The 13,806-nt window shown below is 47.3% G+C and carries 14 protein-coding genes; 12 read left to right on the forward strand and 2 right to left on the reverse strand.

The window, feature by feature from the left end:
- The first annotated feature begins 328 nt into the window (after positions 1–328).
- The 3 genes from QL234_RS20285 (at position 329) to rlmB (ending at position 4,339) form a co-directional block, all read left to right on the forward strand.
- Complete coding sequence (locus tag QL234_RS20285; protein WP_281559599.1) at positions 329–940, forward strand: tetratricopeptide repeat protein; 612 nt, start codon at positions 329–331, stop codon at positions 938–940.
- 167 nt (positions 941–1,107) lie between these two features.
- Complete coding sequence (gene rnr / locus QL234_RS20290) at positions 1,108–3,546, forward strand: ribonuclease R (protein ID WP_281559600.1); 2,439 nt, start codon at positions 1,108–1,110, stop codon at positions 3,544–3,546.
- A gap of 37 nt (positions 3,547–3,583) precedes the next feature.
- Entirely contained in the window at positions 3,584–4,339 is a 756-nt protein-coding gene (gene rlmB, locus QL234_RS20295; protein WP_281559601.1) for a 23S rRNA (guanosine(2251)-2'-O)-methyltransferase RlmB, read from the forward strand.
- 69 nt (positions 4,340–4,408) lie between these two features.
- On the opposite strand, the gene QL234_RS20300 is transcribed toward rlmB, so the two are convergent.
- A complete protein-coding gene (locus QL234_RS20300; protein WP_281559602.1) occupies positions 4,409–6,259 on the reverse strand; it encodes a methyl-accepting chemotaxis protein in 1,851 nt (616 codons plus the stop codon).
- A gap of 291 nt (positions 6,260–6,550) precedes the next feature.
- On the opposite strand from QL234_RS20300, the gene rpsF reads away from it, so the two are divergent.
- From rpsF to rplI, 4 genes are read left to right on the forward strand one after another with little or no spacing between them, the layout of a single operon-like run.
- The gene (gene rpsF / locus QL234_RS20305; RefSeq protein ID WP_281559603.1) at positions 6,551–6,973 is read left to right on the forward strand and encodes a 30S ribosomal protein S6; all 423 of its coding nucleotides are present in this window, start codon (positions 6,551–6,553) and stop codon (positions 6,971–6,973) included.
- Positions 6,974–6,982: 9 nt separating this feature from the next.
- On the forward strand, positions 6,983–7,291 hold the full coding sequence (gene priB / locus QL234_RS20310) for a primosomal replication protein N (protein ID WP_044837997.1): 309 nt from the start codon (positions 6,983–6,985) through the stop codon (positions 7,289–7,291).
- 9 nt (positions 7,292–7,300) lie between these two features.
- Positions 7,301–7,528, forward strand: a complete 228-nt coding sequence (rpsR, locus tag QL234_RS20315) for a 30S ribosomal protein S18 (RefSeq protein ID WP_044830532.1) — start codon at positions 7,301–7,303, stop codon at positions 7,526–7,528.
- A gap of 18 nt (positions 7,529–7,546) precedes the next feature.
- A complete protein-coding gene (rplI, locus tag QL234_RS20320) occupies positions 7,547–7,999 on the forward strand; it encodes a 50S ribosomal protein L9 (protein ID WP_044830531.1) in 453 nt (150 codons plus the stop codon).
- A 332-nt stretch (positions 8,000–8,331) separates the two neighbouring features.
- Here the strand turns inward: rplI and QL234_RS20325 are convergent, their stop codons facing one another.
- Positions 8,332–9,276, reverse strand: coding sequence for a pyridoxal-phosphate dependent enzyme (locus QL234_RS20325; protein WP_281559604.1), 945 nt, complete (start codon positions 9,274–9,276; stop codon positions 8,332–8,334).
- 139 nt (positions 9,277–9,415) lie between these two features.
- Between QL234_RS20325 and QL234_RS20330 the strand changes: the two genes are divergently transcribed.
- The 5 genes from QL234_RS20330 to mshL are packed head-to-tail and all read left to right on the forward strand — an operon-like array spanning position 9,416 to position 13,790.
- Positions 9,416–10,312 (forward strand): hypothetical protein, encoded by an 897-nt coding sequence (locus QL234_RS20330; RefSeq protein ID WP_281559605.1) that lies wholly within the window; start codon positions 9,416–9,418, stop codon positions 10,310–10,312.
- Positions 10,312–10,983, forward strand: coding sequence for a PilN domain-containing protein (locus QL234_RS20335; RefSeq protein ID WP_281559606.1), 672 nt, complete (start codon positions 10,312–10,314; stop codon positions 10,981–10,983). The genes QL234_RS20330 and QL234_RS20335 overlap by 1 nt, the downstream gene beginning before the upstream one ends.
- On the forward strand, positions 10,983–11,711 hold the full coding sequence (locus QL234_RS20340; RefSeq protein WP_281559607.1) for a hypothetical protein: 729 nt from the start codon (positions 10,983–10,985) through the stop codon (positions 11,709–11,711). The genes QL234_RS20335 and QL234_RS20340 overlap by 1 nt, the downstream gene beginning before the upstream one ends.
- Before the next feature lies 1 nt (position 11,712).
- Positions 11,713–12,099 carry a hypothetical protein gene (locus QL234_RS20345; protein ID WP_281559608.1) on the forward strand — a complete coding sequence of 129 codons (387 nt, stop codon included), beginning with the start codon at positions 11,713–11,715 and terminating at the stop codon, positions 12,097–12,099.
- Positions 12,100–12,113: 14 nt separating this feature from the next.
- The gene (gene mshL, locus QL234_RS20350; RefSeq protein ID WP_281559609.1) at positions 12,114–13,790 is read left to right on the forward strand and encodes a pilus (MSHA type) biogenesis protein MshL; all 1,677 of its coding nucleotides are present in this window, start codon (positions 12,114–12,116) and stop codon (positions 13,788–13,790) included.
- The last annotated feature ends 16 nt before the right edge of the window (positions 13,791–13,806 follow it).

Raw genomic sequence — 13,806 nt, forward strand, 5'->3', positions numbered from 1 at the left:
TTAATACTGAGCTTTACCGGCATTGTGGTTTTTTTATGACTTTTTGGCAAGCAAACTTTGCCTAAACTTTTAGCGCTTAAAATTTTAGGAGTAAGCTAGCCAAATGGCATAATATTGACTAATTTCTGGTACTGAAATTGCTTTAGAAATATTAAAAAGAGTGAGTACCTTCGCCTTTTAGGAGTTATCTGCTAAGCCGACCCTTAACTTATTGGGTTATTGGCCGATAATTAACAGAGGCAAGGTTGCTTAGTAATAAGCAGCAAATAAGATCACGCTATTCCTGTGTATTGGCAGGAATGATTGCTGGAAAATAAGCAGGAAATATATGCGCTACTTGATAGTTTTAATGATGCTTTCCCTGGCCGGTATGGCCCAGGCACAGAATTTACAGGCGGTTCAGGTTTATACCGATGATCAATTGCTTGATTTGATCAAAGAAAATAAACACTTGGGCCAGGTGGTATTGGATGAATGCCAGCTGGTACAAGATATCGAAGCGCGGGCGATCAAGGCGGAAATGCCTTCCTATCAGTTCCTGTGGGGGGATATGCTTGCCTATGGGGTGTGTGTCGATAAAAATATTGAATTAGGTCTGCATTACATGCGGGAAGCGGCGGATCAGGGGCTGGCGGAAGCGCTGGAGCAACTGGGGCGCTATTATCATATCGGCAAGTTTATGCAGGTAGATATTGAAAAGGCTATTGTTTTTCTGCGCGTGGCGGCCTCGCAAAATAACCTTAAGGCCCAGATGCGGCTGGCGGACATTTATCACCAGGGCTTTGGCAGTCCGCTTGATTATCCTATGCTCTATTCCCAGCTGCACCATTCGGTGACGGATGATAAAAAGCAGCATAAAAAAATCAGTAAACTGCTGGCACAGCTGGCGGAGAAAATGCCTGAACATGTGGTGCGGGCGGCGAAAAAGTCGGTTTATTAATCTTGTCGCTAGTCAGCTGTACTGCCGGTGATTTGCCATAAGCACGCCAAGGTCCTTGCTTTTAACAGTAAACCTCAGGGTGAGGTGAAACTGTCAGTTTATCTCTAGTTGATGTATTTGAATGCTATTCTGGGATATACTAGACAAAAAACCAACGACCCTAGCCTGTGACACATAAAGATCCCTTTTCGAAGCGAGAAGCTGAAAAATACGAAAATCCGGTAGCAAGCAGAGAACTCTTGCTCTCCATAATTGAAAAAGCACCTTCCCCCTATACCTTTAAAGCCCTGTGTAAAGCCCTCAATTATCACCAAGATGAACAGCAGATAGGGCTGAAACGCCGTTTGCGGGCGATGGAAAACAGCGGCCAGTTATTTTTTAATAAATTCAAACAATATGTACTCGCCCCTAAAGACAGTGTCTTGACGGGTAAGGTCATCGGCCACAGGGACGGCTATGGTTTTTTTGCCCCCGACAGCGGCGGCAAAGACTACTATATTTCCTCCCATGAAATGCAAAGGGTTTTCCACGGCGATATCGTTGAAGCTATCTTGATCGAGCGCCTGGATAAAAAAGGCCGCAAAGAGGTGCGTATCCTCAATGTGGTCGAGCCGAGAAAAGCCGGTATTGTTGGGCGTTTTTTTGTTGAACATAACATTGCCTGTGTGGTGCCGGACGATACCCGCATCAAGCAAGATATCTTGATCTCTCCGGATGAAAAGCACGGTGCCCGTCATGGCCAGATGGTGGTGGTGGAAATTATTCATCGGCCGAGCAGGCGGGCCAATGCCGTCGGTAAGGTGGTGGAAGTGTTAGGGGACCATATGGCGCCGGGCATGGAAATCGAAATTGCCCTGCGCGAGCATGATTTGCCGCACCAGTGGTCCCAGGCGGTGCTGGATGAAATTGAGCCTTTGCAGGAAGAAGTGGATGCCAAGGCCAAAGCAGGCCGTATCGACCTGCGCGATTTACCCTTAGTGACCATAGACGGTGAAGACGCCCGTGACTTTGACGATGCCGTGTATTGTGAAAAGAAAAAAAGCGGCGGCTGGCGCCTGTGGGTGGCGATTGCCGATGTCAGCTATTATGTGCGTCCCGGTTCGGCGTTAGACGATGAGGCTATCAGCCGGGGCAACTCGGTCTATTTTCCCAGCCAGGTGATCCCTATGCTGCCGGAAAAACTCTCCAACGGCTTATGTTCACTAAACCCGGATGTTGACCGCCTGTGTATGGTGTGTGAAATGACGGTCAGCGCCAAGGGCAAGTTATCTGGGGCTAAGTTTTATCCGGCGCTGATGCGCTCCCATGCCCGTTTTACCTATACCAAGGTAGCGGCGATACTTGACGGCGATAAGGAGCTGCGCGAGCAATACGCCGCCTTGGTGGGAGATTTGGAAAACCTGCATCAGATGTATCATGCCCTCACCGAGGCCAGAAACAAGCGCGGCGCCATTGCCTTTGAAACCAATGAATCCCGGTTTATCTTTAATGCCCAGCGTAAAATTGAAGCGGTCGAGGAAGTGGTACGCAATGACGCCCATAAGATCATCGAAGAATGTATGATCCTGGCCAATGTCGCTACCGCGAAATTTGTGGAAAAGCATCAGGTGCCGGGCCTGTTCAGGGTGCATGACAAACCGAGTGAAGATAAGTATAAAAACTTTATCAGTTATCTTGGTGAGCTTGGTATTGAAGTGCCTGCCAGGGAGCAGCCGGAACCGGCGGATTATTCCCGGATCCTGGAAAAAGTCGCCGGAAGGCCGGATCAGGAGCTGATCCAGACCATGTTATTGCGCTCGATGAAACAGGCAGTTTATCAAAGTGATAATGTCGGCCATTTTGGCCTGGCTCTGGCTTCTTATGCCCATTTCACCTCGCCGATACGTCGCTACCCGGATCTTGTGATCCACAGGGTGATAAAAGCCATTTTGCAGGGACAGAAAGACGACATCGTGAACATCGGCTGTTACGCTTATCCGGTGGAGGCTGTGATTGAGCTTGGCGAACACTGTTCCATGACTGAGCGGCGCGCCGACGACGCCACACGGGATGTCAGCGACTGGTTAAAATGTGAATTTATGCAGGATCACGTCGGTGATACTTTTACCGGGGTGATAGCCACAGTAACCAACTTTGGTCTTTTTGTCCGCTTAAGCGAGCTGCATATCGAAGGCTTAGTACATATCACTTCCCTGGGGCATGACTATTATCATTACGATGATATCCGCATGTCGCTGACCGGAGAAAATACCGGCGCTAAATACCATGTCGGAGATGTGGTGGAAGTGAAAGTGGCCGCCGTGAACCTGGATGAGAAAAAAATTGACCTGGTATTATCCGGTGAGCATGCGGTGCTGAGCCGGGCAAAACCGCTTCGCGGCAGGCGCTCGGGAAAATCCCCGGCTAAAAGCCGTGCTAACGCCGAGGCGGGCACGAAATCAGCCCCCGGCAAAGGCAAAACAAGCGATAAGCCGGTCAAAGGTAAAAGCACAGCAAAGACAAAAGGCGCTAAAAAAGAGAAGGTGAAAAAAGAAAAGTCTAAGGCGGCCAAGCGTAAGGCGAGAAAATCAAGACCCGGAAAAAATGCCCGCAAGAAAGTGAAATAAACCCGGTTAACAGTATTTAGTTAGGTAAACAAAGATCATGGCGAAACAAGAAGAACTCGTTTTTGGCATTCATGCCGTTAAAGCATTGATAGAAAGAGCGCCGGAGCGCTTTATAGAATTATGGCTGTTAAAAGGCCGTGACGATGAACGTTTGATGCCGGTGATTAATCTCGCCCGTAAATACGGCATTAACGCCCAGTTCGTCCAGCGTAAGGTGCTTGACGATAAAAGCAGCGGCGAGCAGCACCAGGGGGTATTGGCGCGGGTTAAGGCTGAGAAACCGTTAACAGAAGCCGATCTCGATGATATTTTGTCCCGGGCAGATGCTAAAGGGGAGCAGGCATTTTTGCTGATCCTCGACGGAGTCACCGACCCTCATAATTTAGGTGCCTGTTTACGTAATGCCGATGCTGCCGGGGTACAGGCGATTATCGTACCCAAAGATAATGCCGCGCGGATAACCGGCGTGGTACGTAAGGTCGCCGTGGGCGCCGCAGAAAGTGTGCCTTTGGTGCAGGTCACCAACCTGGCCCGTACCATGAAAAGCCTGCAGCAGATGGGGATTTGGATCATAGGGACGGCGGGGGAAACCGACAAATGCCTTTATGATGTTAAATTATCCGGCCCTATGGCGCTGGTGATGGGGGCCGAAGGTAAAGGCATGCGCCGTTTAACCCGGGAAAATTGCGATGAGCTGGTGAAGCTGCCGATGGCGGGCAGCGTGTCGAGCCTGAATGTCTCGGTGGCTACCGGGATTTGTTTGTTCGAGATGGTCAGGCAGCGTCGGCTGTAGACAAAGCATAACAGGCAAGGTTTTTCAGCGCAGGCTTAAGCCTGCGCTGTTGTTTTAGGGGCTTTATTATTAATGGGCGGATAAGCTTAACAAGCCCCGGGTTTGTTCATTGACATCCTTACAGGAAAGCAGGTTACTTTCTGAATGTGTGCTTACCTGCTCGGTAAAGTCTTTGATCTGCACTATGCTCTGTGAAACCTCATGCATCACCTGGGTTTGCTCTTCTACCGCGGTGGCGATGCTGGCGCTTTTTTGATTAACCAGGTTCATTTTTTCCACCACCTGCCCCAGGATATCGCTGGTGCTGTTGATGCTCTGTAAGCTGTTGATACCTGCTTGCTTGCAACTTTGGGTATCGGTGACAATGATTTGGGTAAATTGCTGCAATTCATTGATGATCTGTGAAATTTGCTCGGTTGATTCCTGGGTGCGGTTGGCAAGCATCCGCACTTCGTCGGCCACCACAGAAAATCCCCGGCCCTGCTCGCCGGCGCGGGCCGCCTCGATAGCCGCGTTAAGGGCCAGTAAATTCGTTTGTTCGGCAATGCTGCGAATCACTTCGATCACATCTGAAATGCCGGTGCTTTTTTCATTCAGGGTATTTATCTGTTGATCTGAGTGCACTAACTTATCGGATAACTGGCTGATCATCTCGCTTGCCTGTTTGAGTTTCTCCTGGCCTTGTTTGACAAACTCATTGGCATTGGCGACAGACTCTGCGGTATCGCTGGTATTGACGGCGATCTCATTGGCGGATGCTTCGAGCTGGGTGGCTGCCGAGGCGACCATTTCACTTTGGCCCATTTGCTGACTCAGGTGGCCGCAAATTTGCTCGGCATTGTTTTGCACATCAAAAGTGACATTGGAGAGTTGTTTGACCTGTTGTAATACCTTGTTGGTAAAGTTCATAAAGTCATTGAAGACATCGACAAAACCGCCGATTTCATCATCGCGGATTTTTCTTGCCCTTAAGCTCATTTCTTTGCTGGTTTTAATGGTATTGATGTCTTCGATAAAGTAATTAATTGGGGTTAATATGGTGCGGATCATATAAAAAATGGCAGTGGCCAGCGCCAGGGTGATCAGGACAAATAGGATGATAGCGCTCAGGTAGCTGCTGTTGGTTTTTGCTAAACTGGCCTGGATGATGGTTGCAGACAGGGCTTTAAGTTCCTGCTCCGCCAGGTGGACACTTTGCCGTAATTCCCCTCTCAAGCCGCTGTTTTCATCTAACCCTATTTGGGCGGTCAGGGCAGAAAAAGCGCTAAACAATTGGCTATAGCTATCGAGTAGCAACAACGAACGGTTGTCATTTTTCAGGGCTTGCTTTAGCTGCCCGGATAGTTGGGCATGCTGGTCGGCATATCTTTGCTCCAGACGCATCATATAATCTTTTTCACTGCGCCTGATTTTCAGCAAAGTCAGATAATTGAGCTGGTGATTGTTATCGATAAAACGCTGTTCTAATTCGTGGCTTTTGGCGCGTAATTCGCCATACAGGCCTTTATCTTTTGCTATGCCTTTTTTGAAATAGGCCTGTACCAGGGTATTAAAGTGGTGCTGATAACTTTGCATCAACTGGCTAAAGTTATCGGTATTATAGTCGATACCTTCCCGGGATAGCTGCCCGCTCAGCTGGGATAAGCCGGTGGTTAATGTCTGGTAATTGCCGGTAAAACGTTTCGGATACTTGGCATCAAAGCGCATCAGGAAATCTTTTTCATTTCTGCGCAGCTGCAGTTGTAATAACTGCAGATCTTGCACCTGGCTTTTTATTGTTGCCAGGGTGTCGATTTTATGTTGAAAATACTGCCCGGTTAAGCCAAGTATCAAGATACTGGCGAGGATCAGGAAAAATAACAGGTGTAACTTGCGTTTGATAGTCAGGTTTGCGATACGGTTCAGGACAGACAAGGACATGGCGCTAACTCCCTTTAGGCACAGGTATCTATAGGTTTAGCAGTTAGCCGGGTTAATTTCAAAATCGCTCCCCGGAAAAGCGGCGTTATTTTGCCCGCCAGTCCGGGTAAAATAAGCCAATAGCCGGGTAAAAATGAATTAAAAGCAAAATACCTCTGGCCGCAGCTTGCCTTTTTAGCCTGTTTTCCCTACAATACGCGACCTTAATTCAGCCCTAGAATTTTTTGTTCCTTGCCTTAATGCTGGTGTTGGCTGAGCCAGGTATAAGGCTACAACCGTAAGGAGCTCGTAATGCGTCATTACGAAATCGTATTTATGGTTCACCCTGATCAGAGTGAACAAGTACCAGGTATGATCCAGCGTTATACTGATCTTATCAATGGTGCCGAAGGTAAAATCCACCGTCTTGAAGACTGGGGACGTCGCCAATTAGCATACCCAATCAACAAACTACACAAAGCTCACTATGTTCTGATGAACATTGAAGCGCCTCAAGTAGTTATTGATGAACTAGAAACATCTTTCCGTTATAACGATGTCATCATCCGTAACATGATCATGCGCACTAAAACTGCCGTTACCGAAGCTTCTGCTATGGCTACTGCCAAAGAAGAGCGTCGTGACGACCGTCGCGAAGAGCGCAGCGAAGTTAAGAAAGACGTTGCTGAAGCCCCAGCTGCTGTTGAAAAAACAGAAGAAGCTGCCGGCGAATAATAGTCGTCTGTGATTGAAAATAACCTGGTGTTGATAGGGCAGGTGGTTAAGGCCCCTAAATTATCAACCAGCCCGGCAGGCATTCATCATTGTCAGTTTTCGATAGAGCATCGCTCTATACAAAACGAAGCCGGTTTGAACCGGCAGGCATTTGTCAGGATGCAGGTAGTGGCAACCGGGGAATGGTCACAACACTTAACTCGTGATTTAACTGCAGGCAGTAATATAAAAGTGAGTGGTTTTATCAACCGCCATGAATCCAGAAACGGTAATCCGCTTTTGGTATTACATGCCCAACAGATTGAAATGATTAATTAGGAGAAATCCATGTCTCGTTTTTTTAGACGTCGTAAGTTCTGCCGCTTCACAGCGGAAGGCGTTAGCTCTATCGATTACAAAGATATCGCTACGCTGAAAAACTATATCACTGAAAGTGGTAAAATTGTTCCTAGCCGTATTACCGGTACTAATGCTAAATACCAACGTCAACTTGGTCGTGCGATCAAGCGTGCTCGTTACTTAGCACTTTTACCATACACCGATTTACATAAGTAAGCTAATAAGGGGTTTATAATGGAAGTAATTCTTCTAGATAAAATCGCCAAATTAGGCGGTCTTGGTGACAAAGTTACCGTAAAATCAGGTTATGCTCGTAACTTCTTATTACCAAAAGGTAAAGCAGTTTTCGCTTCTAAAGAAAATGTTGAACATTTTGAAGCGCGTCGTGCAGACTTAGAAAAGAAACTTGCTGAAGTATTAAAAGCTGCTGAAGCTCGTGCTGCTAAAGTTACTGAATTAGCTGAAGTGACTATCGCTTCTAAAGCCGGTGACGAAGGTAAGTTATTCGGTTCTATCGGTACTCGTGACATTGCTGACGCCATCACCGAAGCCGGTGTTGAAGTAGCTAAAGCTGAAGTACGTTTACCTTTAGGTACTATCCGCGAAACTGGTGAATTCGATATCGCTATTCACTTACACAATGATGTTGATACCAGCATCAAAGTAATTGTTATCGCTGAAGCTTAATTTTACCGGTTAACGGGCTGATTCTCAGGAATAAGCCGGTAACCATTAAAATTAATAAAAACACCGCCCTGGCAACAAGGCGGTGTTTTTTTATACATGGATGTATTTCAACTTATCAGCTCCCGGCATAAGTTAAGTACTTGCCTCCCTGCAAGCAATTCAGCGTTCAAATGGATTTGAATGAGCTGGGTTTATACATGGATGTATTTCAACTTATCAGCTCCCGGCATAAGTTAACTACTTGCCTCCCTGCAAGCAATCCTGCGGTCAAATGGATTTGAATGAGCCGGGTTTATATGTGGAAGTATTTTTGCTTATATATCCTTGATAAGCTAGATATTTCCTTCAAAAGAAGGCACTGGCCAGTCCTTATGCTCAATCAGGCCACGCTCTGCCAATCCGCCTAAGCCCTGTAAGCCCCCGGTATGCAAGAGCACGATTTTATGTCCCGGCGGGAAATATTCTTGTTCGATTAAATCTAACAAGGCCAGCAACATTTTACCGGAATAAACCGGTTCAAAGGTGATGCCGGTGTGTCGGTTGAAGGCTAAGATTCGCTGGCAATCCTGTTCGCAGAACCTGGCATATCCGCCGCGGTGAAAGGTGTTTAATATTTGCCAGTTATGCTGCTGCTCGGCACTGCTCCCTAATAGCCGGTTAACTTCCTGTATCAGGTAATCTTGCTGTTTTAATACCGCTACTCCCAGCAGTTGATGCTGGTTGTTATCGGCGGCAATTAAGCCGGCCAGAGTACCGCCGCTGCCTACCGGGGTCATTAAGGTATCAAAATCGGTTTGCTCATTTAATTCTGTTATCACTTCCCCGACACCGGGCAAGGCCAGTTCGTTACTGCCTCCTTCGGGAATAATAAAATAATCCGGGTATAAGGCTTGCAGCTCTTGCAGGTAAGCCTCGTCATGGCGTAAGCGGTAGGTCTGGCGATCGACAAAGGTGAGTTCCATGCCCCAATTTTTTGCCTGGCTTAAGGTGCAATTGGCCGCATATTGGTTTTCACCGCGGATGATGCCCCGACAGGGAAGTTGCTGCTGGTAACAGGCAAAAGCCAGGGCATGGATATGGTTGGAGTAACTGCCGCCAAAACTGAGTGCGCCTTTAAATCCCTGCTCTTGGGCAAAGCTAAGGTTATATTTGAGTTTACGCCATTTATTGCCGGAAATAATCGGGTGGATCAAGTCATCCCGTTTAATTTTTACCTCCAGCTTATGTTTTGCAAAGAGCGGGTGTTGTATAGTTTGTAAAGGAGAGTGAGTTTGCATAAATAGTATAATACCCGGTGTCAGGTCTTGATTTTGATCTGTTAAGCTTTGTTTTTTAAAATTAAAAAGCTTGCGCCGCGAGATGAATAGACGATAATGGATTATAGCATCATGCCAATAGCAATAATAATATTGATAAATGCCAGTTATTAACTCATTAACAAAATTCTTTGTAAAAAAAGAATCTCATCACCAGCTTGGTATCAGCTTACGCCAGGATGCCTTGGTATTTTGCTATTTTCCTGAAAATTCAGCGCCTAAGGCGCAGGAAATCCCTTTAATTGATAATAATTACCAGCTTGGTCTGATGAAGCTTGCCGAGGACGGCTCCCTCAAAGGGGATTGCCATCTGGTATTGTCGTCTCAGTTTTACCAGGTGGTACAGCTGGATAAACCCCAGGTGCCTCCCGATGAGATTAATGCGGCCTTAAAGTGGCAGGTAAAAGATTTAGTCACTTTTCCTCCCGAAGATATGGTGCTGGATTATTTCGATGCACCGCAGCTGCCGAACAGCCCGCAAAAAATTAATGTCGTGTGCGCGCGCCAGTCTGTGTTGAAGGAAATGGTGGCCCTGCTGCAGGAGAAACGCCTGCGTTTAAAAAGCATTATTACCGAAGAATTTGCCTTTAGCGCCCTGTTGCCGCCGGAAGAAGATGCCAGTTTGCTGGTATGCCAGCAGCCCCATGAAGAAATCGTGTTGTTAATTATCAAGCAGGGGCAAATTTATTTTCATCGCCGCTTACGCGGCTTTAGTGAGATTGCCAAGCGCTCTGAGCTTGAATTACAGGCGGGGGTGGTTGACGCCCTGAGCCTGGAAATTCAAAGGTCGAGTGACTTTTTTGAACGTCAGCTAAAACAGGCACCGATTAAACATATTCGTTTAATGTTGCCAATGGCGCAGGAGGCGTTTCTGGCGGAAAAACTCGGTGAAAATACCAATGTGCCGGTTACTCTGCTAGCCGTGGAAGACACGGTGCCGCGTGAAAAATCTGCGGCCCGGGGAGCGATTTTAGCCGAACGCCGGGGAGTTTCCTGATGGCGATAAAAACCGGTATTAACCTGTTACAGCCGGAATTATTGCCGCCAAAAGCCCTGGTCACCTTAAACCGGGTGCTGGCGCTGTGGACTGTGGTCTTGTTCTTGATGTTGAGCTGGTGGTATAGCAGTGATTATAGCTTAACTCAGGTGAAGGCCGAGGTCGGGCAATTGAATACAGAAAAGAATAAACAGACAAAATTACTGGAAAAGTTAGAGCAGGACATTACCCGGCACAAACCGGATTCGCTGCTATTGGCTAAACTCGAGACCATGAAACTTATCGTTGCCAATAAACAAGATTTGCACGGGCAGTTAACGGATGTTTCCGGCAGTTATGTTGCCGGTTTTTCCGGGGCCATGACTGAACTGGCCAAGTTTCATAGTGCGGATATCAGTTTAGAGCATATCAGCATCGCCGGTAAACAGATAAGCTTTGAGGGCATGACCCGCTCTGCCCAGGCGGTACCGCAGTGGCTGGCCAATTTTGAACAATCGAGTGTTTTATCCGGCCAGGTTTTTTCTGATTTCAGCCTGGAGCAAGACCCTGAGCAGGAGCAGTACCTGAAATTTAAGGTCAGCACTTCGGCCACTATGGCGGCCCGGGGGGATGATAAACCCGCGGACGGGGTGAAAAAAGCCAGTTTACTTTCTCTGATGGGGCAAAAATAATGCAGCAATGGCAGCAGTTAAGTGAAAAGTTTTTATCCCTGAGCCAAAGGGAGCAGCTGTTGATCCTGTTAACCGGCACTGTGTTGATTGTTTTTACCTTTTTTACCCTGGCCATAGATAAAAACCTGGTGGCGGTGCGCAACCTGCAACAGCAAAAGCAGCAGTTGACCTCATCAAATAAGGGATTAAGCGAGTCGGTTTCCGGTTTGCAGCAGGCGTTAAAGCGGGATCCCAATATTGCCTTGAAGCAACAGCTGGAGCAATACGAACAAGAACTGTTAGCCGCCGATCAGCAGTTATTGACCTTAACCTCAGATTTGATCGACCCGGTGCAAATGCGTTTTGCACTTATCGACTTACTGGCAATGCAGCCTGAGATCCAATTACTTTCGTTTGAACTGATCCCGCCGAGGGAATTGATTTCAGCCCCGGCAACTGAGGAGCCGGCAACACAAGTTTCAGCACCAGCATCAGGCAGTAAACAAAAAAATAGTCTGGAGGCGGAAAGCTATAGCCCTCTTAAAGCCATGACCTTGTATCGCCATGGCATTAAGTTGAAACTTCAGGGGGGGTATTTTCAGCTGCGGGATTATCTGGCGCAAATGGAAAAACTCTCCTGGCGTTTTTTCTGGCAAGATTTTGATTACCGTTTAGTCGAGTATCCCAGCAGTGAGCTGGAGGTAGAAATTTATAGTCTGAGTACCAAGAGGGCTTTTCTCGGTGTTTAGATTGACGTTAGTTTTATTATGTATTCTGTTATCGCTTCCCGTGTTTGCCTGGCAGGGGGCAGATCCTACCCGGCCCCTTGTGCCGGGGCAGACGGCTGCTGCGATAAAAAGTAAAGGTGATATTGTACTGCAGTCCATTATCCGCAAACAGCAGGCACATAAAGCGGTGATTAATGGTGAAGTGGTGAGCCAGGGGGACAGCATCAATGAATATCGGGTGGTTGAAATCAGGTCTTCTTCGGTACTGTTAAAGTCCGCAGAAAATCAGCTTGAGTTATCCTTATTTTCCGGCGCCATATTTTCGGGTAAAGAGCTTTCTGGTAGAGAGCCTTCTGGTAAAGAGCTTTCGGGCGCAGAGTTTTCCGGCGAAGTAAAAAAACAAAAATGAAAAGAATTTATCGAATGAAACAGTTAAAAATATCATCGCTTATCTGCTCTGTGCTGCTGTTGGGTTGCCAGTCGGTGCCTGAGGCGCCAACAGAGATCAACCAGGCGTTAGAGCAAGCCATCAGTGAAAGTGCTGAACTCAAAGCGCCCAAACCGCTGCAGCAGGTACCTGATATTGTCAACCAGGAGTTGATGGCGCAGGGGCTGGAGCAGGGAAAACAGAGCCTGTTGGCAGAAAAACGCCTGGAAATTGCCGCCAATCAGATTCCGGCGGCGGAGTTTTTTGCCGCCATCGTCGATGATTCCCAATACAGCGTTGCCGTGCATCCCGGGGTCTCCGGCAATATTACCCTTAATCTTAAAGGAGTCACCCTGGATGAAGTGCTGGAAGTGCTGGAGCAGCTTTACGGTTTTGATATCAACCGCCAGGGCAAAATTATCCAGGTTTTTCCGGCGGGGATCCGCACCGAAACGATTCCGTTAAATTATTTATTCGTGAAACGTTTTGGCCGATCCAGTACCCAGATCAATTCCGGCGGGGTTTCGGAAAATGTCGAGGGCAGCGGCAATAACAATAATAATTCCAGCAATAATACCTCGAATAATAACGATGACTCGGACAACAACAATAATAACCGCAACAACCAGGGCGGCAGCGGTATTAATATCGAAACGCAAAGCAGCTCGGATTTTTGGACCGAACTTGAACAAACCCTGCAGATGTTGATTGGTGAAGGGGAAGACAGATCTGTGTTTATCTCTCCTCATGCCGGGCTGGTGACGGTGCGCGCTTTGCCGGATGAAATCAAGGCGGTGAAAGACTTTATCAACGACAGTCAGGACCGCTTAAGACGCCAGGTAATTATCGAAGCGAAAATCATGGAAGTCACCCTCAATGATGATTTCCAGCAGGGTATTAACTGGCAAAACGTTGTTGGTCATATTGGCAGTACAGATCTCAACTTTTCCACCAGTACCAATGGCTCAGGGGAAAGGATTGCCGGCAATGTTATTTCCAAAGCCATAGGCGGGGTGACCAGTCTATCTTTTGTTAATGCTGACTTTAATGGTGTCATATCTTTATTATCTACCCAGGGCAATGTCCAGGTATTATCCAGCCCGCGTATTACCGCCACCAATAACCAGAAGGCGGTGATCAAGGTTGGCGAAGACGAATTTTTTGTCACCGGGTTATCCAGCAATACTACCTCTACCGGCTCAACCACCACAACATCGCCGGAAGTTGAATTAACCTCCTTTTTTGGCGGTATTGCCCTGGATGTTACGCCGCAAATTGACGGCAGCGGCGAAGTGATTTTACATGTCCATCCCTCGGTTACTGTGATTGAAGAGCAGGTAAAAGTTATCACCTTAAGTGAAGGGGATTATGTTTTGCCGCTGGCGCAAAGCAGTGTCCGGGAGTCAGATACCATAGTGAAGGCCAAATCCGGAGAAATCGTGGTGATCGGCGGCTTAATTGAAACCCAAAAAACCGACCTCGAATCAAAAACTCCGCTGCTGGGGGATCTGCCTATTTTGGGGGAAGTGTTTAAAAATAAAAGTAAGGCGAGCCAGAAAAAAGAGTTGGTGATCATGCTAAAACCTATCGTTATCGGGCAGGATACTTGGCATAACCAGTTAGAAGATGCCAGATCTCTGCTAAAACAATGGTTTCCAGAAGAGAAATCCTGATAAATGGGCAAGAGGC

It is taken from the genome of Thalassomonas sp. RHCl1 (assembly GCF_947387555.1).
In the GTDB taxonomy this organism is placed as follows: Bacteria; Pseudomonadota; Gammaproteobacteria; order Enterobacterales; family Alteromonadaceae; genus Thalassomonas.